This window comes from Pseudoalteromonas nanhaiensis, assembly GCF_051235485.1.
Lineage (GTDB): Bacteria > Pseudomonadota > Gammaproteobacteria > Enterobacterales > Alteromonadaceae > Pseudoalteromonas > Pseudoalteromonas lipolytica_C.
This window is the reverse complement of record NZ_JBPNYQ010000019.1, coordinates 36,739-63,622: the sequence shown is the minus strand read 5'-3', so window position 1 is coordinate 63,622 and position 26,884 is coordinate 36,739. Positions and strand designations below refer to the sequence as shown.

The window sequence follows — 26,884 nt, the reverse complement described above, 5'->3', positions numbered from 1 at the left end:
GTTGGCTCCCCCTCCCCGACTCGAACGGGGGACCTGCGGATTAACAGTCCGTCGCTCTAACCAACTGAGCTAAGGGGGAACTAAATAGAGTAGTGTGGTGCTATGATTTGGCTCCCCCTCCCCGACTCGAACGGGGGACCTGCGGATTAACAGTCCGTCGCTCTAACCAACTGAGCTAAGGGGGAAGCGTCATGCCTTTCAACGGGGCGAAATATTAATGACAGCATTGCAAAGTGTCAACATAAAAACTTCATAAATTCAAAAAAGAAGCTTATTCGATGTTTTTATGTTCGATCTGAGCAAAATATGGCTTGAAATCATGTTGGATAGCGCCATTCAGTTAAAGTTTTATGTCGCTAAAACGCTATCATTGCATTTTTTTTGAGCGGGCTTGTGGTTTTAAACGTCAAAAAAGTATTAGTTAAGATGTTTTTTACAATTTAACGGAGAAAATAATTACTTATCTAGTATTTGTATTTATCACAAAACGACAGTACTGAATTTTTAAACACCGGTATGTTTGTAACTGTATCGAGTCGTATTTTTTAGCTGTATTTATCTCACAGAAACGATAGGTTTTTTTGCCAATAAATAAATACGGCAGTTTAACAAAGCTTAGTTGGTGTTTTTTTAATCATTTAAATCAGTTGTTTAGTTTGAAAAAAAGCTACTGCATCCTTGTTTGTTGTTTTCATTTTTGGTTCAGGCTGTAGAAATTTTTGCTGATTTCTATTGCGGAACAATTAAAAGGCTTAAAATAATACACTTCAGTCTTTAAGCTTAACTCAAAGATCGATAGCTGTTAAAAGCCTTTATATTTGCGGCTTACAGAGAGTTATCCACGATTTCTGTGGATAACTCTGTTTATGAAACTTTAAGAACAGCGTTGATGCCAGAAATATAGGGCGCTGTAGCAATTTCAAGTATTTAATTCAGTTTTTTTAAATCTAATTAAATCAGTGGGTTAATATTTTTACCTGAAGCCATGCTGAATTGATTAGTAAAATTATTTGTGACGATGAAACAACAGTATTTAGTGTGTAAAAAAACAGCGATATCTGCCTTTTAATTGTAATAAAGATATTAATGATGTTTGTATTTTGTTTTTTATAGGGGTTAGTCACTATTTATCAATGAAAGCATCAAAATAAGGAGTTTTATCTATCTCGTTTGTTTCTTTTAATAAAGCATAGCTTGCAAGGCGAGGATGCTTTAAACTTACAAGCTAAGATAAAGAGGCAAAATATTCTTATGAGCGTGACACCGCAGAGCAAATCTAAACCTGATCTTTTAAACTCTCCCATTCTGCCGACCTTAAAGAAAATGACCATTCCGATGATTTTTGGAATGATTACACTAATGATGTTTAATTTGGTAGATACCTTTTTCATCAGTTTACTTGGAACTGAACCTCTCGCTGCGGTGAGTTTTACGTTTCCCGTGACGTTTACCGTTATCAGCCTTGCTATCGGTTTAGGAATAGGCACTTCAGCAGTTATTGCAAAAGCACTTGGCAGCGACAAGCTAGACGAGGCGCGCTTTGATGCAAGTATGTCATTACTTGTCGCTGTTGTTATGGTGTTTTCTTTATCGGTTGTCGGTTATGTATTTATCGAACCTATTTTTAAATTACTTGGGGCTGGGGAGTTAGTACTGCCTTTGATCCATGATTACATGAGTGTGTGGTTTTTAGGCAGTGTTTTTTTAATTACCCCAATGGTCGGAAACTCTGTGCTACGTGCCAGTGGCGATACTAAAACACCGAGCATAGTAATGGGTGGGGCGGGGCTCATTAATGCCATTTTAGACCCTATGCTTATTTTTGGCTTTGGGCCTATCCCCGCTTTAGGAATTCAAGGTGCAGCCATCGCAAGTGTCATAGCTTGGGCAGTGGCAGTAATTATCATCCTTTATATTCTTGCTGTTAAGAATGGGTTGTTAAGTTTGCATGCTGGTTCGCAAACGCCATTGAGCTCAATTCGAAAAGTCCTAAAAATTGGTTTACCTGCGGCTGGCGCAAATATGTTAACGCCAATTGCAATGGCTGTCATGACAGCATTAGTGGCTAAACATGGTCCTGAAGCCGTCGCGGCGTTTGGTGTAGGAAGCCGAATTGAATCTATTGCAAGCCTTGTAGTACTTGCTTTGTCGATGACCTTGCCGCCATTTGTTAGTCAAAACTTTGGGGCAGGTAAGTTTGAACGTGTCAAAGAAGCCTACACAAAAACTTTAAAGTTTGTGATGATTTGGCAGTTCGCTATTTATATTTTACTGCTGTTAACCTCTGGTTTTATCGCTGATGTATTTGGTAAAGAGCAAGCAGTAATGGATGTGATTAAGCTATTCATTTATATTTTGCCGCTAAGTTATGGTCTGCAAGGAATAATTATCTTATCTAACTCTTCATTTAATGCCCTGCATAAGCCAATGAATGCACTGATTTTAAGTGTGGTTCGTCTGTTTGTTTTTTATGTACCTTTTGCTTATGTTGGCAGTGAAATTGCCGGTTTAAAAGGACTCTTTATTGGTGCAGCCATCGGTAATTTATTTACGGCAGTGGTAGCCTATAAATGGTTCATCAAAGAAGTTGATGGGTTAAGTGAGTCATATATGAAGGAGTGTCATTCATGAGCGACCATTTCCAACTAGTTTCTAAATTTAAGCCAAGTGGTGACCAACCAACGGCGATAGCACAGTTAAAAGATGGCCTTGAGGCTGGGCTTGCTCATCAAACATTATTAGGGGCTACAGGGACGGGTAAAACCTTCACCATGGCCAATATTATTAATGATTTGAATCGCCCAACCATTATCATGGCACACAATAAAACACTCGCTGCACAGCTTTATGGCGAAATGAAAGAGTTTTTCCCGCATAACGCGGTTGAGTATTTTGTATCTTATTACGACTATTACCAGCCAGAAGCTTATGTTGTTGCCAGTGATACTTTTATAGAAAAAGATGCGTCTATCAATGAGCACATTGAGCAGATGCGCTTAAGTGCTACCAAAGCGCTTTTAGAAAGACGCGATACAATAATTGTGGCCTCGGTATCTGCTATTTATGGTTTGGGCGACCCTGACTCATATATGAAGATGATGCTATTGCTGAAAGTGGGTGAAACCGTTGATCAGCGCGATATGCTGCGTCGTCTTGCTGAGCTGCAATATACACGAAACGATATTGAATTTAGCCGTGGTACGTACCGTGTACGTGGTGAAGTAGTTGATATATTTCCGGCTGAATCGGATACTTATGCCGTTCGTGTGGAAATGTTTGACGATGAAATTGAGCGATTAAGTATTTTTGATCCGCTTACGGGGGCTGTTGAAAAGCACATTGTGCGCGCAACTATTTACCCGAAAACTCACTATGTAACTCCCCGTGAAAAAATTCTTGATGCCATTGATAAAATTAAAGATGAGTTGAAAGACCGCCGAGCTCAGCTACTTAGTGCCAACAAACTTGTGGAAGAGCAGCGTATTGCTCAGCGCACCCAGTACGATATTGAAATGATGACCGAGCTTGGTTATTGCTCAGGCATTGAAAACTACTCGCGTTACTTATCAGGTAGAACACCAGGCGATCCACCTCCGACATTATTAGATTACTTACCTGATGATGCATTGATGATTATTGATGAATCACACGTTACCGTATCGCAAATTGGCGCTATGTACAAAGGTGACAGAAGCCGTAAAGAAAATCTTGTTGAGTATGGCTTTCGCTTGCCATCAGCATTAGATAACCGGCCATTACGTTTTGAAGAATTTGAAGCCATTGCGCCGCAAACTATTTATGTGTCGGCAACACCTGGTGACTTTGAGCTTGAGCGCTCATCAGGGGAGGTTGCCGAGCAGGTTATTCGTCCAACCGGGCTTATTGACCCAGAAATTGAAGTTCGCCCTGTGGGCACCCAGGTTGATGACTTACTCTCAGAAATCTATAAACGAGTTGAAGTGAACGAGCGGGTACTTGTAACCACTTTAACTAAGCGTATGGCAGAAGATCTAACCGATTATCTCAACGACCATGATGTAAAAGTGCGTTACTTGCACTCAGATATCGACACCGTTGAACGGGTCGAAATTATCCGCGATTTGCGTGCTGGTGTATTTGATGTGTTAGTGGGCATTAACTTATTACGAGAAGGGCTCGACATGCCAGAGGTTTCACTGGTTGCGATACTTGATGCCGATAAAGAAGGTTTCTTACGTTCGACTCGTTCGCTTATTCAAACCATAGGTCGTGCTGCTCGTCACTTAAATGGTAAAGCGATTTTGTATGGCGACCGCATTACTAATTCTATGCGACAAGCCATTGACGAAACAGATCGCCGCCGCGAAAAGCAACAAGCTTATAACCTTGAGCACGGTATTGAGCCGCAAGCACTGGTGAAAAGTATCACCGATATTATGGATGTGGGTGAAGATGCAAGTCCTAAAGATAATCTTAAATTGGTGCGTAAAGAGTCTAAGAAAGTGCTCAGCGCGAAAGATATTGCTAGCCAAATCAAAACCCTTGAAGCGAAAATGCATGCTTATGCTAGCGATCTTGAGTTTGAAAAAGCGGCGTCTGTCCGTGATGAAATTCACGAATTACAACAACAGTTAATTAACTAAAGATGATGACAAACGATTTTTCTGCCATTTTAAATGCATTAGCAGAGGCGCCACTTGCTGCTAATGAATTATGCCGTGTATTTCATGGCCGTGGCCACTCAGTGGCTGAGCTGAGCCACATTAATTTGGATTTTTATCCGCCCGCACTCTTTTTAGTTTCATATGAAGAAATTGAAGAACAAGCACTTGCGCAATTAACAGATACCCTATGGCAATGGGCGCAAGAGAACGCGCCTGAACTTGTTACTGCATTGGTATACCAGCAACGTAGCGGGATTAATACCCGTAATGCGCTAATGTTTGGCGAATTACCACAAGAACACCTTGTCAGTGAAAATGGCATTAAGTTTAAAGTTGATTTACTGAGTCGCCAAAACACGGGAATTTTCCCTGATATGCGCCGTGGCAGAGAGTTTGTTCAAGCCAATAGTAAAAACGCAAAAGTGCTCAACCTGTTTTCATATACTTGTGGTTTTTCTGTTGCAGCAATGCAAGGTGGTGCTGACCAAGTTATTAATATGGATATGAATAAAGGTGTGCTTCGAACGGGTAAACAAAATCATCAGTTAAATGGTTTTGAGCAAGGTGTTAGTTATTTCCCTCACGATATTTTAAAGTCATTCGGTAAGCTAAAGAAATCTGCGCCGTATGAATTGATCATCGTTGATCCACCTAGCTTTCAAAAAGGCAGCTTTATATTGACCAAGGATTATCAAAAAATTCTGCGTCGTTTACCCGAGCTATTAAATGAAAACACCCAATTACTACTGTGTGCGAATAGTCCTGAGCTTTCAGAGCAGGCGTTTAAAGATCTAATTAGCGATCATACACAAGGGGCAATTAGCTTTGTTGAGCGACTCGCAGCTACCGATGGCTTTGTTGAAGTAGACAGTGATCGTAGTCTAAAAGCTTTAGTTTATAAAACAGCAAACTAATGGCACTGAGTAAACGACTATCAGCCATCGTTGATGTAGTTGATTCAGGTTATGACGAAATCTGGGACTGCTGCTGCGACCACGGTTTGTTAGGGATTGAGCTTTTACAGCAAGATAAAGCACAGTTAATACATTTCGTTGATATAGTGCCTGAGTTAATGCAGGCACTAAATGATAAACTAGATCGCTTTTGCAACGAAGAGCAACGCGGACGCTGGCAGGTGCATTGCCAAGATGTTGCAGCGATTACACCAGACCCACAAAAACGCCACCTAGTTATTATTGCAGGAGTAGGGGGAGAGCTGTTAGTACAGTTTTTAGCTAAGATTGTTAGTCAAAACCCAAATACTAACATCGACTTTATTGTTTGCCCTGTACATCACAGTTATCACGTTCGCAGTTATTTACAAACACTACAATTAGGGCTCGTGTCTGAGCAGTTGGTTTGTGAAAATAAACGCTTTTACGAAATCATCGTAATGAGTGCGTCATCATCGCAGCTCATCACCCGCATTGGACAGCAAATGTGGCAACTAACAAGTAAAGAGCACCAAGCTTATGTAAAGCAATTATGTGCTCATTACCAACGCATGTTGAATCAAGACGCCGATTATTATCAGCCAGTGCTTGATCAATACAGTGCATTATTATCTTAATTAGAGCTAACTTAATTAAAGTTTATTAATCTCTTGTTTTACGTTGTAGCTTGAATCGGTGACAATGGCTTCGAGCGTTTGCACACGTTCTCTTAACTCTTGCAGCTCTTTTGTCACTTCTGCTACATGCTCGTTCGCTTCTTTTGAATTTTTTAAGGTGCGTGATTTGAATTCGAGGTGCTTTTTATACATATCATAAATCACCCCAGATCCCACAGATATCAGCACAATTAACACCACCATGGTAGTACCTGACATACACTTCTCCTTCCTTTTTAGTACCCAATACCAATTCACTATAATACTTAATCATTTTGAGTGATTAAACCTGTCGCTAACTGCGTTAAAAATTTCTCATTTAGAACAACTAAATAACGAAATTTTTGCCTTGTTATCAACGAGGTTTTATTGCCTCAAAATAGACTACTTAATTAAGCGAATTGGTATAATAGAGTATAGGTTGTATTTAAAAATGCAATTTGCATTCTGTTACAAGGTGTTTCGTTTTAAAAACGGCTTGATACGGATAAAGCCAGTGACCAGCATGGTGCCTGCTATAACACACAGTGCGCCAACTAAGGTATTCGGCCCAATTTGTTCATCTAAAATTAGATTACCCCATATTATGCCAAATAGTGGAATCAAAAAGGTAACAGTCAGTGCTGAGGTTGGGCCAATATCATCAATCAAACGGAAAAACAGGATATATGCTACAGCAGTACACAGCACACCGAGTGCTACTACACCAAGCATAACTTCGTTACTTGGCATTTCTCTGGCAGGAATAATAAAAATAAGCGGGAGTACCATAATACTTGCCGCCCACATACTGCCATGCGCGTTATCAAAAGCAGACAACTTTGGTGCATGTTTGGTGTAATGGGATGCAATGGCATAACTGAGTGAAGCACACAGCGCAGCAACAATTGCCGTAATGGCTTGGCTGTCGATAGTGAGACTATTTTGCCCCACTAAAATGGCCACGCCCGTTAAACCTAACAGCAAGCCTAGCAGCATACTTTTAGTGGGTTTAGTTTTGCTCCAAATAATACCGACGATGGCACCCCAAATTGGGGTTGTTGAGTTTAATATTGATAAGGTTGAAGCGTTAATTGTTTGTGCTGCATAAGCAAACAATAAAAAGGGAATGGCGGAATTAAGCGCACCAATAATGAAAAAATGCTTTTTGTGAGTCGCGAAAGCCAGTTTCTTGCGTAAGTACAGCGCAAAAATAAACAGTGTTATTGCTGCAAAGCCAACTCTTAGCTCAATTAATACCGCAGGGCCTAAGCTATTAGCTGCCATGCGCATAAATAAGAAGGAAGCGCCCCAAATAGCAGCAAGGATGAACAGGCGTAATAAACTTGGCAATGACATGGTTTTACATTCTTAATTTTTAAAACCTGAGCATAACAAATTTATGCCCCAATACTCGCCATTTTCGGACTATTAATCAGTTGATTGTGGAAGTTTTTTTTCGAAGTCAGATTTAACGATTTCTAATGCTGCTAAAACGTCTTCGGCAGGCACATCGTTTTGCTCTAAGAGCATAATGAGATCAACAGCGATTTTTATGTAGTCAGGAGCATTTTCTAAGTCACTGCTCATTCTGTAATTCCTTTTTTTTCGCAACTTGGCTGATGGCTACATCGATAGCTGTTTGTACGCGTTGCTCCATTTTTATTCGCTCTGTTTGTGGTAAATAAAATTCCATATCAACGTCATAGCGAATATAGCGAGCAGGTAATTGATTAAGTACGGTACAGCATAAATCCGCCATAATATCATCATTATACAACGAATCTAACTTGCGCTTAGCGATATCTTCAATAACAAGTTTTTCATAGTAATTGTGGATGTCATCATGCAATTTCATATACCAACAACCTAGTAGAAAAGTCATATTTAAGTGTATACCAAGCCTTAGAATAAATCGACAGCGGCTCTAAAAAGCTGACCATGAACATCAACCAAACGGCTTACATTTCGTTGATAGCCACCGCCCATGGCTGCAAAGAGTGGGATTTTTGCTTCCTTTGCTTGGCTTAATACTAAATGGTCACGTTGATACACGCCCTCTAAACTGACTTGAAAGTGTCCTAACTCATCATCCGTTGCGATATCTGCGCCGGCGTTGTACAAAATGATATCAGGCTGGTGGAGTCTAATTGTTAAGGCTAATGCTTGATTTACTGTCTCAAGGTATTCAGCATCTGAGGTGCCATGCTCTAAAGCAAAGTCGTAATTTGATTGCTGCTTGATACGCGGAAAGTTTTGCTGGCAATGAATAGAGCAGCTAATGATTTGAGGGTGTGCTTGTGTCACTTCGGCTGTGCCATCACCTTGGTGAACGTCACAGTCAAAGATTAATACGGTATCGGCTTGTTCGCTCTCAATTAAGTGTGCTGCGGCTATTGCTAAGTCATTAAAAATACAAAAACCACTACCATAGCTCGTAAAAGCATGGTGATAACCGCCACTTAAGTTAAATGCAGCACCTTGTTGTAGTGCAAATTCAGCACCTTGAATACTTGCACCGACAGAATAGAGTGTTCGTTCGACTAAGGCTTCAGACCAAGGAAAGCCCATTTTTTTTATCGCTTTGCTGTCAAGGCTACCTGTTAAAAAAGCGTCGACATAATCAGGGTCATGGCATAGAGCAAGCTGCGTGCGAGTGGTTTTTTGTGGGGTAATGAAGTGCTGTTCATCAATAAAGTCGCTAACAAGCTGCCTTAACATGCGATATTTTTCAATCGGAAAGCGGTGACACTCGGGTAAAGCTAACGCTGAATAACTTGGGTGGTAGTAAAACATTATCTCAGCTGCTGTTTTTCTACTTGTTGAATTTTATCTTCAGTGGCTGAAATTGCTTTTCGACAGCGACCCAAACGAGCGTGTAAAGCTAAGATCTCTTTATTTATTTCAGTGGCCTTTGCTGGGCTAGCTGCATCAAGTTTAAGCTTTCTTTCTTCAATCATTAAAACTAAGCGGCGCTCAAACTCATGGTTTTGCTTGAGCTCATCGTAAAGTTCATGTGAAGACTGCATGATCTTTTTAACTGCTTGTTTATATATTTGTGGCTTGCTCTTGGGTTTAAAACTGTATTTGTTCTCTTTTGCCCACACAGGTGTTGATTTTATAACATTAAAAACAGCCTGAACTTGCTGTGCAATTCGCTCTAAAGCATATTGGTAAGCGTGACGATGTTCTGTTGGGGGCAGGTTAGCTAACTCTTCTTCTATTTCAGCTACATAATCTGCAAGTTTCATACTTTTAGTCGCAAATACCGCCTTATCAAACAAACTTGGTTGTGCCTGCATGTAGCGATTTTTAGCAAATAGGTTGCCGTTATCAAATTGGCTTGCTTGATGTTTAAGCCTAGATATTTGCTCGCATAGTTTGTCAAAAGCAGGAGAATGCATTTACAAATAAGCCTCATAGATTAACTTTAATGCTAACACTATAACCACAGTATTAAATACTGGGCGGATCATTTTACTACCAAATTTAATTGCTGAATGCGCACCTAACCAGGCACCTAACATCAAGAAAAAGCCCATTGTTATACCAAGCAAAAAGTTAACATGGCCCAGCGCAACAAAGGTGATCAATGAAATAAAGTTCGAAACAAAGTTCATTGAGCGAGCAAGCCCACAATTTAGCAATAAGCTCATCTTGTATAATAGGCTATTTGAGGCAGTCCAAAAGGTGCCAGTACCAGGGCCTGCTAAACCATCAAAAAAACCAAGGCCCAGCCCTTGTAGCCATTGTTTAATTTTGGTTTTGCTATCAAGCTCAGGCAATTCGTTATGCTCTGTCGTACTTAAACTGCCAAAGAGACTGTAACAAGCCACTAAAATAATCACCACCGGTAGTAATTTATTTAAAAACTCAATACTCAAGTAATCTACAACTAATGTACCTACAAGTGCCCCTAAGGCAGTTGCTAAAATAGACGCAGCCCAAAACCGGGGGTTAAATAACTTTTTCCGAAAATATGTCACACTTGCAGTTAATGAGCCAAAACTGGCTGCAAGTTTATTGGTCCCTAGAGTGAGATGCGGTGGTAAACCGGCTGTCAATAAGGCTGGTACAGTTAGCATGCCGCCACCGCCAGCAATGGCATCAATAAAGCCTGCAGCCAGCGCTACTGCGCAAAGGAGTGCCCATGTTGTTGGATCTAAAGCTAATTCAAACATTAATAATCAATTTGTCTTTTAAAGGGTGGCAAGGTATCGAGCATGGCTTTGCCATATCGTTTGGTCACTAAACGGCGATCAAGAATAATAATTCGTCCTTGATCATTCTCTTTTCGAAGTAGTCTACCACAGCTCTGTACTAATTTCTTTGCTGCATCAGGTACAGTAATAGACAAAAATGGATTCCCCCCCTTACTTTGCACAAATTCAGCCTGCGCTTCTTCTATAGGTGAGGTAGGCACCGCGAACGGAATCTTTGTAATGACGAGGTTTTCTAAGTATTTACCCGGTAAATCTAGACCTTCTGATAGGCTTTGTGTGCCAAATAAGTAGCTTGCGCGACCTAAGTCAACATTCGCTTTATGCTTTTTCAATAATGCTTCTCGAGACATTTCACCCTGAACTAATACGTCAATTCCTTTGCTGCGCAGTGCTTTTACTACGTGATCCATCTGCCAATAAGAAGCAAACAACACTAAATTAGCTTTTTTATCATCAAGAAACTTAGGTAATTGTTCAGCCAAGTGATCACTAAAGGCTTTATCTGTTGGCTCGATGTGGCTTGCAGGAATATGCAGTGTTGCTTGTTTAGGATAATCAAACGGCGAGGGAACTTTGATGTATTTGACGCCTTCTTCTTTGGCTAGGCCGCATTCATAAGCAAAATGATCAAATGAGCCAAGTGCAGTTAAAGTAGCTGAACAAAGCACAGCACCAGCACATTGATTCCATAATTTATCTTTTAAGTAATAGCCAACTTCAATAGGGCAATCACTGAGTAAGTGGTCGTGATGGTTCTTATACTCTAGGCGTTTGATCCATCGAGCATGGGGAATACCTTCGCCTTTTGTTGCATAACTAAACCACAATTTGTTTAATAACTCTAGACGGTTAATGTAATGACCACTTTCAGCCAAGATAGGATCAGCTACATAAGGTTTTATATCGCCATCGCTTACGTCTTGTACCAAGGTATCGTGCATTTTGTTTAGTGCTCTTAGAGCATCAAGAGTGGCATCGCTGATATCTTTTGCTTTAGCATGTAAAGATGCAGGGATCTCACCGTGCTCAAAACGATAGGTATCATCACTGTTGTAGCTAAAATCCGCATTATCAAGAATATCACGTACGACTTTTAAGTTTTTTGCAGCATCATTGATACTGTCACTCAGCTTAAAATTTTGCCCAATTGCTTTTTGTCCTACTAATACATTTGCCATTTTACCAGCAAATTTAACAAGCTTGTCGAGCCAATCTATGGTGCCTTTGATTGTTGCTGCTGCAGATGAGAAGTCTCGGGTGATGTGAGCTAAATGGTGTGCTTCGTCAATTACGTAAATAGTATCGTCAGGCTCGGGAAGAATCTTACCACCACCGAGGTCTAGATCAGCCAGCAGTAAAGAATGGTTGATCACCAACACATCCATTTGCATAAGACGCTGACGCGCCATATGAAAAGGGCACAGCTGATGAGCACGCATTTGTCGTTGGCATGAGTGCTTATCGCAGGCTATTAAATTCCAAACTTTATCGGGGATAGTATCAGCCCAACTATCTCGATCACCTTGCCATTGCTTTTTTGAGTAAGCATCATAAAGTTGCTTTAAGCATTTGGTTTCCATATCTGAGAGCGGCGATGATAGGGTCGGCATAAACTCCATTTGCGTTTGGCTATCGCCATTTACTGCCGCACTGAGTTTTTGCGCACATATATAGCGCTGTCGGCCTTTCACTAAATCAAACTTAATATCAAGGCCTGAGTGTTCTTTAAAAAACGGCAGCTCTTTATTGATTAACTGCTCTTGTAGGGCAACGGTGGCCGTCGAAATCACTAATTTCTTTTTTTTGGCCATCGCCAAAGGCAATGCACCTAAACAATAAGCAAGCGACTTGCCGGTTCCTGTACCAGCTTCAATAACACAGATGCGTTGGCTTTTATGGTACTCGCCAGCCAGCGTTTTTGCTATTTCGGCAACTAAATAGTTTTGACTACTTCTAGGGCGGTAATCGGTGAGGTTATCAGCAACATGCTTATGAATTTGCCGAATTGTTTTTTTTAAAGAGTCAGAAAGCATGCCCAGATAACCTAAAGTATGTATATAATTACAGTAATGAATTTTAGAGATTTAACTGGGCAACTACAAGCGACTTGTTACTTTAATTAGCTAATCCACTTAGCTTTGTTTAACTAAAATGCCTAAATTTCCGAAAAAAGGTCTAATAACATGCAGTTAGTTTCTGGCTTTATTCTTTCCACCCAATGCTATGATAGCGCTAAAGGCATTTCTATTGTGGTGTGGATATTATCTCAGCAGGGGCCTGTAAAGCTAATTAGCTCTTTACAACACGCTGTGTTTTTTATTAATAAATCACAATTAGACGCTGCAAGAAGCGTGTTCAACGAGTATGGGATCATCTGCGAAATTAAGCATGTGAAGCTTAAAAGCTTCATGCAGCAACAAGTGGTTTCTTGTTATTTCTCTTCATTGAAACATTATTACAACGCAGCTAAACGACTCAAAGCACAGCATATAAAAGTCTATGAAGATGATATCCGCCCAGTCGATAGGTTTTTAATGGAGCGCTTTATCAGAGGATCTGTTTGGGCCAAAGGTCGTTTAATTAAAAGCCACCCATATCCAGTATTAACTGATGCTAGATTCAAAAAAAATAGCGAGTTTATGCCTCGATTCTCAAGCTTGTCACTCGATATTGAATGTAATGGTGAGGGAGTACTATTTTCAGTTGGCTTAGTGGGCGAAAACATCGATATGGTGTTAATGATAGGACAGCCACAAGATACCAGTGAATTGCCATTTAGCATTCAATGGTGTGTTGATGAAATTGATTTACTAGACCACCTTTGCTCGCTTATTCAAACTATAGATCCAGATGTGATTATAGGTTGGAATGTCATTGAGTTTGATTTTACTGTATTACATGCACGTGCTGAAGCGCTTGGGGTTGAGTTACCTTTAGGGCGCAATAAAGAAAAAATGCAGTTGAGAGTTGGTAGCTTTACCCGCTTAACTATACCTGGTCGGGTTGTGATTGATGGTATCGATACCTTAAAAAATGCAACCTATCATTGCGATAACTTCAGTCTTGCCAATGTAGCAAGCATTGAGCTTGGCGAAGATAAACTGATTAGCACCGACGACCGTCTTGCTGAGATCATTCGTCAGTTTAATGAAGATAAACTTTCACTTGCGAGTTACAACAGACAAGATTGCATTTTAGTACTGCGTATTTTTGAAAAGCTTAGGTTACTCGATTTTGCAGTTGTACGAAGTCAGTTAACAGGTTTAGAGCTTGAAAGAATGGGGGGATCTGTTGCCGCTTTCACTAACCTCTACCTACCTTTATTACATAGAAGTGGCTATGTAGCTCCCAATTTGGGGGATCATGGCCTAACATTTGATAGCCCCGGTGGCTATGTTATGTCATCACAACCAGGGCTTTATAGAAATATACTCGTGCTCGATTACAAAAGCCTGTATCCATCGATAATGAGAACATTTTGTATAGATCCACTTGGCTTGATTGAGGGTTTAAAAAGTCCAGAAAATGCAATAGAGGGTTTTAATCAAGCGCTATTTTCACGAACCGAACATCACTTACCTGAACTGATTCGAGAGCTCGCTGCTAAAAGACAGGTCGCCAAAGATAATGACCAACCTATGCTCTCGCAGGCGATTAAGATCATTATGAATAGTTTATATGGAGTGTTAGGTTCAAAAGGGTGCCGCTTTTATGATCCACGCTTGTCTAGTTCAATCACTCTGCGTGGTCATGAAATAATGCAAACTACCAAGCAGTGGATTGAAGAATGGGGTTATGAAGTAATTTATGGCGATACTGACTCGACATTTGTGAAATTAGTTGATGAGCTGAATCCTCAAGACTGTAATGAAATCGGTACGGAACTGGCAAGAAAAATAAACATACGTTGGCAGCACGAGTTACAACAACATTATAAAATAGACAGTTTTTTAGAAATTGAGTTCGAAATCCACTATAGCCCTTTTTTTATGCCCACGATTAGAGGAAAAACAACGGGTTCTAAAAAGCGATATGTCGGAAATGTGGTTAAAGATGGAATTAGCGAACTTGTTTTTAAAGGAATGGAAACAGTTAGAAGTGATTGGACTGAATTGGCTCATCAATTTCAAAGAGAGCTTTTCAAAATTTTATTTAGTGAACAGAATAGTCAGGATTTAATAATCCAAGTATTTGATAATTATGTCAAAAAGCTTTATGCAGGTGAATTTGACTCAATGCTAGTCTACCGTAAACGATTAGGGCAGCATTTGACAGACTATCAAAAAAATATCCCTCCTCATGTTAAAGCAGCTAAGCAATATATAGTTAAAAATCCTACTGTTAGCTTCAAGCGTGGGCAAATAATTGAATATGTGTACACCGATTGTGGCGCTGAGTACTACACAGGTAAACATCATTACGATTATGGTGTTTATGTTAATAAGCAATTGTTGCCAATAGCTGAAATGATAGTTGCAGATTTGGGTACTATTGTTTCATTTGGAAATAATAAGCAAATTCGAATGTTTTAAGGTCTGAACATTGCTTTTTGTCCCTATTTTTAAGGGTTTTAGCTAGAGATGTCTTTGTACGAATTTTGCGCGATAGATTAAAGTTTGGTTTCATTTGTGGTTTTTTATTAATTTTTTATAAACAAATCTCTGGATATTTTGTTTAATTTGTTTATTATTTGTTGGTCGCAGTCCTGATGTGATAACAAATAATAAACAAGCTTATGCTAAATATAGCCACAATATAGTGGTCCAGGGAGAATCAAATGTTAAATAAAAAAGTTTCTAAAGCAGTTCGCTTAGCGATTGCTTTTGGTGCTGCATCAACAGCTGCATTTTCTGCATCGACTGTTGCAGCTGAAGACGACAGTGCAGAGAAAGTTGAACGCATTCAAGTAACAGGTTCACGCATCAAGCGTACTGACCTTGAAGGTGCATCACCTGTAATCAGCATCACATCTGCTGATATCAAAATGGAAGGTGATTTCACTGTAGCTGACGCTCTTCGTTCAAGTTCATTGAACTCATTCGGCTCATTCTCAGAGCGTTCAGGTAGCTCTGCTCAGTCTCAAGCAACTATTAACTTACGTGGTGCGGGTTCACGCCGTACACTTGTGCTATTAAACGGTCGTCGTTTCCCAGGCTCACCAACACTAGGTGGTGCGTCAGCTAACTTAAATGCTATTCCTATGGCGGCAGTTGAGCGTATCGATATCATGACTGAAGGTGCATCATCTATTTATGGTTCTGATGCAATGGCTGGTGTTGTTAACGTTATCCTAAAAGACAACTATGAAGGCTTAAGCTTCAACGTTGGTGCTGGTCATCGTGATCAAGACGAAGGAACAACGTCTTCAGAGTTCTCAGTAGTAGGTGGTATCTCAAACGATAAAGGTAACATCACGTTTGCATACGATTACCAAAAACGTGAAGGTATCAGTGATGGTGCACGTGATTACACTAAAGCTAAAATCGGTGATTTAGATGGCGATGGTGATATCGAAGCGTACACTGCAGATACTGTTGGTTGGTCTTACTACGGTGCAACAGTTCTTTCTCCTGACTTCTCACAAGCAAAAGCATCACTATTATGTGATGATTTAATTGCAGAGTACGGTGAAAATACGTTCCGTCGTGTAGATGCAAATGAAGACTGGGGTCCAGGCTCTGAGTATTGTATGTATGCGTTTGCAAACGTATCTTACAACACAGCATCAATCGACCGTAACACATTATACATCAGCTCTAACTATGAAATCGCTGAAAATGTAGAGTGGTTTGGTCAAACAATGTTTGTTCAAAACTCATCATTTGGTCGTTATGCTCCTCCAGCTGCTCCTTGGACTGGTATGTCTGCAGACAATGAGCACAACCCATACGGTGAAGATGGTGCATACGGTTTATTCCGTTGGGTTGGTATCGGTACTCGTGACGGTAACGTAGACGACTACAACATCGATTTAACAACTGGTTTACGTGGTTTCCTTGATTGGAACAACGCTTCATGGGAAGTTTACTACCACCGTAACAAAGCAGATAACAAATCTGTTGGTCAATACTACCTTTCTTATTCTGGTTTAGCTTATAACCAAGCTAATGATATTGATTTAGGTTCAGATGAAGGTGTTGCAAACATGAAAGCAACAACACTTCAAGAATCTTCATCGACTTTTGACCAATACTTTGCTGGTATTGGCTTCGATTTATTCGAATTACCTGGTGGTCAAGTATCACACTACGTAGGTATGGAATACTTTGAGCAAACTTATGCAGATATCTACGATGGTCAATCAGCTGCTGGTTTAATCGGTGGTTCAGCAGGTAACTCATCACAGGGTAAACGTGATGTAACAGCATTCTTCTTCGAGTCAGTACTTCCAATTACTGAAACTGTAGAAGTTAACTTAAAAGCTCGTTACGATGACTACTCTGACTTCGGTGACAATATTGCTCCTGCGGTATCTGCTCGTTGGCAAGTAGCTGATAACATCGTTATCCGTGGTTCATATTCTGAGTCTTTCCGTGCACCAGGTCTTGACCTTCTAAATGCTGCACGTACATTCTCAGCTGAATCTGCTATCGACTATGCAAATGGTTCAACTACATCGCGTCAATATGACACTTATTACACGCAAAACTCAGAGTTAGATGCTGAAACTTCAGATTACACTAACCTTGGTATCGCGTGGGATGTAAACGAAAACCTTACTTTCAAAGTTGATTACTTCCAGTTAGCGATTGATAATGTAATTCAATCTAAGTCTCTTCAGTCTTTACTATCTGACGAAGCTGCAGGCCTAATCTCTGCTGTATCAGTAGATACAGACACTTCAAATGAGACTTTCTATCTGAAGCGTGCTGCATCAGGTACTCTAGTTGAAGCAGGTACATCTTACTTCAATGGTGCTGGTTTCGAAATTGAAGGTATCGACTTTACAATTGCTGCAAACCTTGAAACTGGTTTTGGTGACTTCCGTTTCCAAAACGTGAATAGCTTTGTGCTTTCGTATGACCAAGAAGTAGGTGGTGTTGTACAAGATACATCTGGCTGGTCAGGTCAACCTGAGCTTAAGTCTGTTGCAACGGTTGCATGGTCTTATGAAGATCACTCACTAGCGTGGAATGCAACATACACAGACAGCACTACTGAAACTGAAAAAGATGAAGATGGTGATGGCTACTATGAGCAAACAGGTAAGCTTGATAGCTGGTTAATTCACAACTTAACTTACACTTATAATGCAGGTGCATACGGTGCACTTACTTTCACTGTTAATAACTTAACAGATGAAGATCCAGTGTTATCATCAAACGGTACTTGGGATAACCAAGACCTTTATAATAACTTTGGTCGTGATTATCGTGTAAGCTATTCAATCAGCTTCTAATAAAGTTTTTTGAAAGTAAAAAGGCTGAATTTATTCAGCCTTTTTTTATGGAGTATACATGAGCGACCATTGGACAAATTATTGGCAACAAGGACACCTAACCTCATTTGGAAACGGGTTTAAAAAAAATTACCAAGGATCATTACAAGAGTTCTGGTGTAGTTTCGCGACTAAGCTAGATCCAGACTCATTGGTTCTGGATGTTGGCACGGGCAATGGTGCCTTAATTCAGCTGATACAAAGAGACAAAAAGTTAAATTGTGTTGGAATCGATCAGGCAAAAATTCATCCCGAGGTTTCAAAGAGTGTAGGCGGAACCTTTCTGTCAAATACAGCCGTTGAGAATTTACCATTTAAAGATGATGACTTTTCGTCTGTTATTGCACAGTTTTCTCTAGAGTACAGTCAACTTGATAAAAGTATCTCTGAGGTTTTTCGTGTATTAAGTGCTAAGGGAGTATTTGCATTTGTCTGTCATCACCCTGAATCAATAATTGTAAAGCCAAATGCAAATATTTTAGCGGCAGCAAACTTTGTTAGACAAGAGTTAACATCATCTCTAATGGCTTTGATTAACGATCTTGATAGAAAGCAGCTGGAAAGTGCAAAGCATTATTTCAATGAAATTGAAATAAAAATGAAAAGTGAATTTATAAATAGTTTTGATGCTTTAGTGGGGACTAATTTACCTGCGTTCATAAACTTCTTGCGTCAAAATCAGAATAACAAAATAGACTTCAAAAAAGCGTTGTCTCTTTTTATGAATGAATTAGAGCTTCTAATTCTTAGGTTAACTGAGTTAGTAAATGCTGCTAACCAGTCAGCACTTTTGATCGAACAAGTAGAAACAATGAAAGTCAATTGTGAAGTTGGGAAAATCTTTGATAACAATCAAGATGAATTACTAGCAATTTACATTATGGGTGAATCGATTCTTTAAAACCCTCATTTAGATTTAGAAAAAGAAGTAGCATTTAATAAATAGATGTTACTTTTTTGAAATCCACCTCCTTTTTTGCCTGTCATAGATAATTTATTTTATTTCAATTGTTAATTTTGATTGTTGCATTTATTAACTATCAAAAAGCTGTTGATGTGGGTTTTCCACGCTTTTTCTGTATCTTTAAGCAATTATCTTGTACCTAATATTAACGTATTTGGTTTATTGTTGATTATTTGTTTATTGTTTAAATTTCCTTATAAAACAAAGGTTAAAAAAAAGTTGACCAAAAGTTGTACCTGATATTAGTATTTGATAGCTCTAAGGGGGGCTTTGACCCTTTAGTGTTAAATAAATAAATTAATAAAGTCATAACATGGATATGACCAGGGAGAATCAAATGTTAAATAATCAAGTTTCAAAAGCAGTTCGCTTAGCGATTGCTTTTGGTGCAGTGTCAACTGCTGCATTTTCTGCATCGACTGTTGCAGCTGAAGACAACAGTGTAGAAAAAGTTGAACGCATTCAAGTAACAGGTTCACGCATCAAGCGTACTGACCTTGAAGGTGCATCACCTGTAATCAGCATTACATCTGCTGATATCAAAATGGAAGGTGATTTCACTGTAGCTGACGCTCTTCGTTCAAGTTCATTGAACTCATTCGGCTCATTCTCAGAGCGTTCAGGTAGCTCTGCTCAGTCTCAAGCAACTATTAACTTACGTGGTGCGGGTTCACGCCGTACACTTGTGCTATTAAACGGTCGTCGTTTCCCAGGCTCACCAACATTAGGTGGTGCGTCAGCTAACTTAAATGCTATTCCTATGGCGGCAGTTGAGCGTATCGATATCATGACTGAAGGTGCATCATCTATTTATGGTTCTGATGCAATGGCTGGTGTTGTTAACGTTGTATTAAAAGACAATTATGAAGGCCTAAGCTTTAACGTTGGTGCTGGTCATCGTGATCAGGACGAGGGGACAACGTCTTCAGAGTTTTCTGTAGTAGGTGGTATCTCAAACGATAAAGGTAATATCACGTTTGCATACGATTACCAAAAACGTGAAGGTATCAGTGATGGTGCACGTGATTACACTAAAGCTAAAATCGGTGATTTAGATGGTGATGGTGATATCGAAGCGTACACTGCAGATACTGTTGGTTGGTCGTACTTCGGTGCAACAGTTCTTTCTCCTGACTTCTCACAAGCAAAAGCATCACTTTTATGTGATGACTTAATTGCAGAGTACGGTGAAAATACGTTCCGTCGTGTAGATGCAAATGAAGATTGGGGCCCAGGCTCTGAGTATTGTATGTATGCGTTTGGTAACGTATCTTACAACACAGCATCAATCGACCGTAACACATTATACATCAGCTCTAACTATGAAATTTCCGATAACGTAGAGTGGTTTGGTCAAACAATGTTTGTTCAAAACTCATCATTTGGTCGTTATGCTCCTCCTGCTGCAGAGTGGGAAAATATGTCTGCTGATAACCCACACAACCCTTATGGTGTAGACGGTGCGTATGGTTTATTCCGTTGGGTTGGTATCGGTACTCGTGACGGTAACGTAGACGACTACAATATCGACTTAACTACTGGTCTTCGCGGTGACTTCGACTGGAACAATGCTTCATGGGAAGTTTATTACCACCGTAACAAAGCAGATAACAAATCTGTTGGTCAATACTACCTTTCTTATTCTGGTTTAGCATATAACCAAGCTAATGATATTGATTTAGGTTCAGATGAAGGTGTTGCAAACATGAAAGCAACAACACTTCAAGAGTCTTCATCGACTTTTGACCAATACTTTGCAGGTATCGGCTTCGATTTATTCGAATTACCTGGTGGTCAAGTATCACACTACGTAGGTATGGAATATTTTGAGCAAACTTATGCAGATATCTACGATGGTCAATCAGCTGCTGGTTTAATCGGTGGTTCAGCAGGTAACTCATCACAGGGTAAACGTGATGTAACAGCACTGTTCTTCGAGTCAGTTCTTCCAATTACTGAAACTGTAGAAGTTAACTTAAAAGCTCGTTACGATGACTACTCTGACTTCGGTGACAATATTGCTCCTGCGGTATCTGCTCGTTGGCAAGTAGCTGATAACATCGTTATCCGTGGTTCATATTCTGAGTCTTTCCGTGCACCAGGTCTTGACCGTCTTAATGCTGCGCGTTCATTTTCAGCAGAAGACGCTATTGACTATAGAAATGGCTCTACAACAGAGCGTCAGTACAATACATACTATACACAAAACTCAGAGTTAGATGCTGAAGAATCAGATTACACTAACCTTGGTATCGCGTGGGACGTAAACGACAACCTTACTTTCAAACTTGATTACTTCCAGTTACAAATCGATAATGTAATCCAACAAAAGACATTACAAGCTCTTTTATCTGACGAAGCTGCAGGCCTAATCTCTGCTGTATCAGTAGATACAGATACTTCGAATGAGACTTTCTATCTGAAGCGTGCTGCATCTGGAACGCTTATTGAAGCAGGTACATCTTACTTTAATGGTGCTGGTTTCGAAATTGAAGGTATCGACTTTACAATTGCTGCAAATCTTGAAACTGGTTTTGGTGATTTCCGTTTCCAAAACGTGAATAGCTTTGTACTTTCATATGAAGAAGAAGTAGGTGGTCGAGTTCAAGATACATCTGGTTGGTCAGGTCAACCTGAGCTTAAGTCTGTTGCAACGGTTGCATGGTCTTATGAAGATCACTCTTTAGCATGGAACGCAACATTTACTGATAGCACAAGTGAGTTTGAAAAAGCTCCTTTAGATGCTGATGGTAATCCAATTGCTGGTGCTAAATATGATGTGTCTGGTCGACTTGATAGCTGGTTAGTACATAACTTAACTTATACTTATAATGCTGGTGCATATGGTGCTGTTACTTTCACTGTTAATAATTTAACAGATGAAGATCCAGTGCTATCATCAAATGGCACATGGGATGATCAAGACTTATATAACAACTTTGGTCGCGATTATCGTGTAAGCTACTCAATCAGCTTCTAATAAAGTTTTTTGAACGTAAAAAGGCTGAATTTTTTCAGCCTTTTTTTATGGAATATACATGGCGATCATTGGACAAAATATTGATACAAGGCTACCTGATGTCTTTAGCAATTATTTTAATAGTTTATTAAGAAGGAGAGTTAAACGTCTCGCCAAAACCATGATAATGAGCATAAAGTTCTTAATCTTAATCAAAGGCTTGTTTGTCATCACTTTGAATCAATTATTATTATTCCGAACTAGAAAACTCTCAGTATTGTTAGTAAGTAAAATCAAAGAGTGGTTGATATTGAAATGGGTTTTATAAAATAAGAAAGCACAGATATTAATGAGTGCTAATTGCATTGAAACAAGTTAGTTATTTGTACCATTTGAAATAATCTCTTATACTGGAATTTCCTGATTAACAATTAGTTAAGGCTTTTGTTTGGGTAAGATAACTGTCTTTATCTATATATTACTTTCATTACTTGTATCATTTAGTGCGAATTCTGAACAGACTGGTGCAACTTTAAAAGCAGGTATCGTTAGCTATAACTTTTTCCCGTATCATACGCGTGATGCTGATGGTCAGTTTTCAGGCGTGATTGTTGGCTACAGTAATGAAATTGCCAGCTTGCTTGGGGCTGAATTAGATTATGAAGTATATGCAAGTTTAAATGAGCTTTTAGATGCTTTGGAGGCAGGAAAAGTCGACTTTGCTGTTGGCTTAAATGAGACAAAACAACGCAAGAAGCATTTCTTATTTTCTACTCCGTTTATGGAATCGCCGCGCGGAATAGTGACAAAGCAAAAGATAGCCAACGATGCTTTAAAAAATTTGGCTAGCCTGCGCTGGGTTTGTATAACTGGCAGCTCACATTGTGAATATTTAGCCGAAAATGGCGCTCTGTTTATTAATCGCTTTATTCAACCTGAAGATGCATATAAGAAAATTGCTGATGGCACATTTGATGCGTTTTTGGGAGATTATTCTGCTTTATCTCATCAATTTAAAAATCGTACTCATGATAACTTAAAAGTAGTTAGTCCTATTTGGTTATCAAGTGAAACTCTGCATGTAATGTTCAATAAAAACAATACATTGCTACGTAACCAAGTGAATTCTGTTTTGACCTCAATATCTCCAACAACTAAACAGTTGTGGGAAAGTGCTGCGAGCGAAGAGTACTTAGCTGCAAAGGCATATGGGCAGTTTAAGCGCGATTTTAACCGTATTAATGCCGAAGATATTAATAATTATTTACTGACATTTTCATTTATTGATGGCATTTATCCACTAAATTCAACAAACAAGAATGGTGAGGCCAGAGGGTATTTAAACGATACACTGCAGCTTCTTTCACAGCGAAGTGACTTTCAATTTAAGTACATACCAGCCGCTAACTCTAGCGAGTTAGAAAAATTATTTTTAGCTAATAAAGTTGATATTATTCCTACACTTACACCATCTAAAATAGATGAAGGTGTACTAATTGCTTTACCTGCTCACTATAGTTTAGAAATGGTGTTAATTTCTAAGCGTTCAAGAGAAATTAAACGGATAGGGTATTTTGAAACGTTTGCAAATCCATTAGAGAGGCTTGTGGTTAGTGAACAGCTTGATACCGTTTCATTCGATTCAATTCAAACTCTTTTTTATGCGTTAAGAAATGATAACATCGACGGCGTAATCTTGCCTCAAAGCATTGCCGCTTATCAATTAAATCAGTTTTATATTGGTGAATTTTACATCAATCCAAAATATCGTTATTCGCAGCCTATTTACTTCTTAGTAAATAAACACTTTTCTGAATTTGCCACTTTACTCGATAGTTTATTTAAAACATTAACAAGTAATGATTTTACTCATGTAGTCAATCGCCATGGTATTTTTAATATTGAGCAAGGCTACGATAAAAAAACGGTAAACACGACAGCAATTCTTGTTTTAATCCTGTTGGCAGTATCTGTTATTTACTTTATTAGCTGGCGAATAACAATTAATAGAGAAATAGTAAAACGCAAACACGCTGAACAGGTTGCACTAAGTAAACTTAACTTCACTCAAAAGCTGATAGATGACCTTCCTACTATGGTGGTGATACAGGATAAAGATCAACGTCGCATAATGTGGAATAAGGCTTATAGAGATAATTTTGCTCATTTATGGGATAAAGATAATCAATACCTACGTACTGATCTTGATGTGGTTAAGAAACTGCTTTCGCAAAACAGACAAAGTTTAAAGTCAGGAAAAGTGATAAATCAGCAAATAAACTACACCAATAATGAAGGACAAAACCTTGAACTTCTTTATACAAAAAAACCTTATTATGGTGTTGATAGTTTACTTGCAGGCATTATGACAGTAATTACCGATGTTACCGAGCATCACCAATTACAGCGTGAGAATAAATCAGTACAAAAACTACTACAAACAATTACCGATACTATCCCAGGCGGCGTTTTTCAGTACGAGTATTATGATAATGGTGAGGGTAGCTACACTTATATTAGCCGAGGCGCACAAGAGTTATTAGGTATTTCAAATACAACCGTTAATCGCCGAGGCATGACAGGTTGCATTTCGCCTCATATTGTTGATGAAGACAGAGTTAAAATTGCTAAAAGTTTTAAGCTTGCTAACAAACTTAATAGCATGATCGATATTGAGTTTAGAGTGAACCATTTAGGTCAGCAGATTTGGTGTCGATATATAGCAAATGCTGAGCCCAAAAAGCAGTCTTCGCAAGAGGGAGTTCGTTGGAATGGCATTCTATTTGACATTAATTTGCTAAAACGCCAGCAAGCAGACCTTACAAAGGCAAATCAATTAGCACAGCAAGCTGATTTAGCGAAAAGTCGTTTTATTGCAACCATGAGTCATGAACTGCGAACGCCTATTTCAGGCGTTAGTGGCTTTATTGAATTACTAAAAGCTTCAACGATGACTGATGAGCAATACCAATTAGTAGAGCACATTGATGGCTCTTTATTAAAGTTACGCACTTTAGTTGATGATATTCTTTATTTTGCAAATACTAATGCGGGTAATATCGATGTTGAAATACGAAATGTAGATTTAGAGTCGCATTTATGCCGAGTTATACGCGCTCATGAATATCTTGCTAAGCAAAAAGGCATAGAGTTTATTTTATCGTGGCGTACAGCGGCCTATAATTTAGCTTCTGTCGATATAAACCACGTGATGCAAGTTGTTTCTAACGTGCTAAATAATGCAGTTAAGTTTACCGAGCAAGGCACGATTAGTTGTGATGTTTTGTTTGAAAAAAACACCCTTAAACTTGAAGTATCAGATACCGGCAAAGGTATGACTGCTCAGCAACTAAAGCAAACATTTACCCCTTTTGAGCAAGCAGATAATTCTATTCAACGTCGTTTTGGTGGTGCTGGTCTGGGTTTAAGTCTTGCCAAGCAATTACTAGATGCAATGGAAGGTGAGATTAATATTTCTAGTACTTATGGGAAAGGCACCAATGTTTATATCACTGTGCCATTAACCCAAGTTAGCAAATCTAAGCTAAGTCTATCTTCTGTTACTTGGTATGTCTGTAGTCAAAATCAGCCTCTGTTAAATTGTTTAGACAGCATTGGTGTTCAATATAAGCAGCTAGATTGGCCATTAGATAAACATGCTTTTGAGCAGGCGAAAAGTATATTTATTGATGAGTGCTATATGGTGGAGCTTTGGGGTAACGACTGGCGAACAGAGATAAACCAAGCAAGCAATAAATACATTATTGTGTTAAGTCCGAATGGTACTCAAGCACCTGCAAAATGTAGCTGTCACGTATTAGCTGTAGACCCACTGTATCCAGATATACTAAGAGAGTTAATTGATAATATTCACACTAAAAGTAGTGAGCCAACCCGACTAGAAAATACTCCTGTTTATGGTCAAATACTGATAGCTGAGGATAATAAAACCAATCAACTATTACTTGAAAAGCAATGTCAAAAGCTTGGGATTAAGGCTGTAATAGTCGAGGATGGTTTCGCAGGGTTAAAAGCGCTTGAGAATAATCATTTTGACTTATTATTAACAGACTGCCACATGCCGGATTTAGATGGTTTTGGCTTAGCGAAAAGTATACGAGAAAAAGAGCAATTTAAGCATTTACCTATTATCGGTTTTACAGCTGACTCATCGAAAGAATGTCTAAAAAAAGCATTAGATTCAGGTATGAATAGCGTTCTTTTTAAGCCGTATAAACTAAATGAATTATATAATAGATTGGCTGAGTTTATTGACCTCAACACGAGTGATGTTGAAACCATTGATAATACATTTATAAATATACAAGGTGTTAAAGATAAGCAGCATTGGTTAACTGTTTTTGGAAATGAAAATGATGCAAAAATGTTAGCTGAGGTGTTTATAAACAGCTTACAAGAAGATGTGGATAATTTATCTACGCACTTAAAAAATCATGATATTGAAAAGATTTCTCGTTCAATCCATAAGCTTAAAGGTGGGATTGTTATGCTTCAATACCCACCGTTGTCAGAACTTATCGTGCAGACAGAAAATAGATTTAATCAACAACATGACACTTTGGTTGTCGAAGGTTTGATTTCAGAGCTACTTGACGTAATAGATAAAGTTAAGTTATGGCTTTAATATAATGAAAAGTGCTATAAAAAATAAGCATGCCATAGATTAATTTATGATTTAATTATATACTCATGAACGTTTAACATCTAACTTAAATTTTATATCCAAGAGAGCTCTAAATGAAAGAAATCCGATCTTTTGTTAAATCTGCGTCGTTAACTGAGCTTGAAAAAGCCAAGCAGCTAATTGACACAGCAATCGAGAAATATACTCAACAGCAAGAAGCTAAAAAAGAAGTACTCGATTTGTTAAAAGAAAAAGGACTTACATTAGAAGATTTACAAGATGTAGCAAGTACAGATAAGCGTACTAAAGTTAAACCAAAATATCGCATCGAGTATAATGGTGAAATCGTTGAATGGACGGGTCGTGGTAAACGTCCTAAAGCGTTCCAAGGTGTCGATCTAACTAAGCACTTGGCTTAATTTTT

At 38.9% G+C, this 26,884-nt stretch carries 18 protein-coding genes and 2 tRNA genes; 10 read left to right on the top strand and 10 right to left on the bottom strand.

Going from position 1 to position 26,884, the window contains the following annotated elements; genetic code table 11:
• Positions 1 to 2: 2 nt before the first annotated feature.
• Positions 3 to 79, bottom strand: a tRNA-Asn gene (locus tag ACSFVZ_RS15465).
• 29 nt (positions 80 to 108) lie between these two features.
• Positions 109 to 185: transfer RNA gene (locus tag ACSFVZ_RS15460), tRNA-Asn, on the bottom strand.
• 1,066 nt (positions 186 to 1,251) lie between these two features.
• Between ACSFVZ_RS15460 and ACSFVZ_RS15455 the strand changes: the two genes are divergently transcribed.
• From ACSFVZ_RS15455 to ACSFVZ_RS15440, 4 genes are read left to right on the top strand one after another with little or no spacing between them, the layout of a single operon-like run.
• Positions 1,252 to 2,631: an MATE family efflux transporter gene (locus ACSFVZ_RS15455; RefSeq protein ID WP_138558020.1), complete on the top strand. Its 1,380-nt coding sequence runs from the start codon at positions 1,252 to 1,254 to the stop codon at positions 2,629 to 2,631.
• A complete protein-coding gene (uvrB, locus tag ACSFVZ_RS15450; RefSeq protein ID WP_435559181.1) occupies positions 2,628 to 4,622 on the top strand; it encodes an excinuclease ABC subunit UvrB in 1,995 nt (664 codons plus the stop codon). The genes ACSFVZ_RS15455 and uvrB overlap by 4 nt, the downstream gene beginning before the upstream one ends.
• A 5-nt stretch (positions 4,623 to 4,627) precedes the next feature.
• Complete coding sequence (locus tag ACSFVZ_RS15445; RefSeq protein ID WP_435559191.1) at positions 4,628 to 5,557, top strand: class I SAM-dependent methyltransferase; 930 nt, start codon at positions 4,628 to 4,630, stop codon at positions 5,555 to 5,557.
• Positions 5,557 to 6,213, top strand: a complete 657-nt coding sequence (locus tag ACSFVZ_RS15440) for a tRNA (adenine(22)-N(1))-methyltransferase (protein ID WP_435559180.1) — start codon at positions 5,557 to 5,559, stop codon at positions 6,211 to 6,213. The genes ACSFVZ_RS15445 and ACSFVZ_RS15440 overlap by 1 nt, the downstream gene beginning before the upstream one ends.
• Before the next feature lie 15 nt (positions 6,214 to 6,228).
• Here the strand turns inward: ACSFVZ_RS15440 and ACSFVZ_RS15435 are convergent, their stop codons facing one another.
• The 8 genes from ACSFVZ_RS15435 to dinG form a co-directional block, all read right to left on the bottom strand.
• Positions 6,229 to 6,471, bottom strand: coding sequence for a hypothetical protein (locus ACSFVZ_RS15435; protein WP_058583760.1), 243 nt, complete (start codon positions 6,469 to 6,471; stop codon positions 6,229 to 6,231).
• A 231-nt stretch (positions 6,472 to 6,702) separates the two neighbouring features.
• Positions 6,703 to 7,590: a DMT family transporter gene (locus ACSFVZ_RS15430; protein WP_138558017.1), complete on the bottom strand. Its 888-nt coding sequence runs from the start codon at positions 7,588 to 7,590 to the stop codon at positions 6,703 to 6,705.
• A 72-nt stretch (positions 7,591 to 7,662) separates the two neighbouring features.
• Positions 7,663 to 7,821 (bottom strand): DUF2496 domain-containing protein, encoded by a 159-nt coding sequence (locus tag ACSFVZ_RS15425; RefSeq protein WP_135925381.1) that lies wholly within the window; start codon positions 7,819 to 7,821, stop codon positions 7,663 to 7,665.
• Positions 7,811 to 8,089 (bottom strand): late competence development ComFB family protein, encoded by a 279-nt coding sequence (locus tag ACSFVZ_RS15420; RefSeq protein ID WP_135925378.1) that lies wholly within the window; start codon positions 8,087 to 8,089, stop codon positions 7,811 to 7,813. The genes ACSFVZ_RS15425 and ACSFVZ_RS15420 overlap by 11 nt, the downstream gene beginning before the upstream one ends.
• Before the next feature lie 47 nt (positions 8,090 to 8,136).
• The gene (locus ACSFVZ_RS15415) at positions 8,137 to 9,030 is read right to left on the bottom strand and encodes a histone deacetylase family protein (protein WP_253039719.1); all 894 of its coding nucleotides are present in this window, start codon (positions 9,028 to 9,030) and stop codon (positions 8,137 to 8,139) included.
• Positions 9,027 to 9,635, bottom strand: coding sequence for a primosomal replication protein (locus ACSFVZ_RS15410; protein ID WP_435559179.1), 609 nt, complete (start codon positions 9,633 to 9,635; stop codon positions 9,027 to 9,029). The genes ACSFVZ_RS15415 and ACSFVZ_RS15410 overlap by 4 nt, the downstream gene beginning before the upstream one ends.
• Complete coding sequence (locus ACSFVZ_RS15405; protein ID WP_435559178.1) at positions 9,636 to 10,412, bottom strand: TSUP family transporter; 777 nt, start codon at positions 10,410 to 10,412, stop codon at positions 9,636 to 9,638.
• Positions 10,412 to 12,487, bottom strand: coding sequence for an ATP-dependent DNA helicase DinG (gene dinG, locus ACSFVZ_RS15400; RefSeq protein ID WP_435559177.1), 2,076 nt, complete (start codon positions 12,485 to 12,487; stop codon positions 10,412 to 10,414). The genes ACSFVZ_RS15405 and dinG overlap by 1 nt, the downstream gene beginning before the upstream one ends.
• Before the next feature lie 150 nt (positions 12,488 to 12,637).
• Between dinG and ACSFVZ_RS15395 the strand changes: the two genes are divergently transcribed.
• From ACSFVZ_RS15395 to ACSFVZ_RS15370, 6 genes are all read left to right on the top strand, one after another.
• Positions 12,638 to 14,986, top strand: a complete 2,349-nt coding sequence (locus tag ACSFVZ_RS15395) for a DNA polymerase II (protein WP_435559176.1) — start codon at positions 12,638 to 12,640, stop codon at positions 14,984 to 14,986.
• A gap of 245 nt (positions 14,987 to 15,231) precedes the next feature.
• A complete protein-coding gene (locus ACSFVZ_RS15390) occupies positions 15,232 to 17,853 on the top strand; it encodes a TonB-dependent receptor domain-containing protein (RefSeq protein ID WP_253039706.1) in 2,622 nt (873 codons plus the stop codon).
• A gap of 58 nt (positions 17,854 to 17,911) precedes the next feature.
• Positions 17,912 to 18,793 (top strand): class I SAM-dependent methyltransferase, encoded by an 882-nt coding sequence (locus ACSFVZ_RS15385; RefSeq protein ID WP_435559175.1) that lies wholly within the window; start codon positions 17,912 to 17,914, stop codon positions 18,791 to 18,793.
• Positions 18,794 to 19,193: 400 nt separating this feature from the next.
• Positions 19,194 to 21,836 carry a TonB-dependent receptor domain-containing protein gene (locus ACSFVZ_RS15380; protein ID WP_138558011.1) on the top strand — a complete coding sequence of 881 codons (2,643 nt, stop codon included), beginning with the start codon at positions 19,194 to 19,196 and terminating at the stop codon, positions 21,834 to 21,836.
• 427 nt (positions 21,837 to 22,263) lie between these two features.
• Positions 22,264 to 26,460, top strand: a complete 4,197-nt coding sequence (locus tag ACSFVZ_RS15375) for an ATP-binding protein (RefSeq protein ID WP_435559174.1) — start codon at positions 22,264 to 22,266, stop codon at positions 26,458 to 26,460.
• A 113-nt stretch (positions 26,461 to 26,573) separates the two neighbouring features.
• The gene (locus ACSFVZ_RS15370; RefSeq protein WP_135925343.1) at positions 26,574 to 26,879 is read left to right on the top strand and encodes an H-NS histone family protein; all 306 of its coding nucleotides are present in this window, start codon (positions 26,574 to 26,576) and stop codon (positions 26,877 to 26,879) included.
• Positions 26,880 to 26,884 lie beyond the last annotated feature (5 nt).

Coding starts and splice junctions, on each gene's coding strand:
- ACSFVZ_RS15380 (WP_138558011.1), top strand. CDS start 19,194: ATGTTAAATAATCAAGTTTCAAAAGCAGTTCGCTTAGCGATTGCTTTT.
- uvrB (WP_435559181.1), top strand. CDS start 2,628: ATGAGCGACCATTTCCAACTAGTTTCTAAATTTAAGCCAAGTGGTGAC.
- ACSFVZ_RS15455 (WP_138558020.1), top strand. CDS start 1,252: ATGAGCGTGACACCGCAGAGCAAATCTAAACCTGATCTTTTAAACTCT.
- ACSFVZ_RS15405 (WP_435559178.1), bottom strand. CDS start 10,412: ATGTTTGAATTAGCTTTAGATCCAACAACATGGGCACTCCTTTGCGCA.
- ACSFVZ_RS15395 (WP_435559176.1), top strand. CDS start 12,638: ATGCAGTTAGTTTCTGGCTTTATTCTTTCCACCCAATGCTATGATAGC.
- ACSFVZ_RS15370 (WP_135925343.1), top strand. CDS start 26,574: ATGAAAGAAATCCGATCTTTTGTTAAATCTGCGTCGTTAACTGAGCTT.
- ACSFVZ_RS15445 (WP_435559191.1), top strand. CDS start 4,628: ATGACAAACGATTTTTCTGCCATTTTAAATGCATTAGCAGAGGCGCCA.
- ACSFVZ_RS15440 (WP_435559180.1), top strand. CDS start 5,557: ATGGCACTGAGTAAACGACTATCAGCCATCGTTGATGTAGTTGATTCA.
- ACSFVZ_RS15390 (WP_253039706.1), top strand. CDS start 15,232: ATGTTAAATAAAAAAGTTTCTAAAGCAGTTCGCTTAGCGATTGCTTTT.
- dinG (WP_435559177.1), bottom strand. CDS start 12,487: ATGCTTTCTGACTCTTTAAAAAAAACAATTCGGCAAATTCATAAGCAT.
- ACSFVZ_RS15385 (WP_435559175.1), top strand. CDS start 17,912: ATGAGCGACCATTGGACAAATTATTGGCAACAAGGACACCTAACCTCA.
- ACSFVZ_RS15435 (WP_058583760.1), bottom strand. CDS start 6,471: ATGTCAGGTACTACCATGGTGGTGTTAATTGTGCTGATATCTGTGGGA.
- ACSFVZ_RS15410 (WP_435559179.1), bottom strand. CDS start 9,635: ATGCATTCTCCTGCTTTTGACAAACTATGCGAGCAAATATCTAGGCTT.
- ACSFVZ_RS15425 (WP_135925381.1), bottom strand. CDS start 7,821: ATGAGCAGTGACTTAGAAAATGCTCCTGACTACATAAAAATCGCTGTT.
- ACSFVZ_RS15420 (WP_135925378.1), bottom strand. CDS start 8,089: ATGAAATTGCATGATGACATCCACAATTACTATGAAAAACTTGTTATT.
- ACSFVZ_RS15430 (WP_138558017.1), bottom strand. CDS start 7,590: ATGTCATTGCCAAGTTTATTACGCCTGTTCATCCTTGCTGCTATTTGG.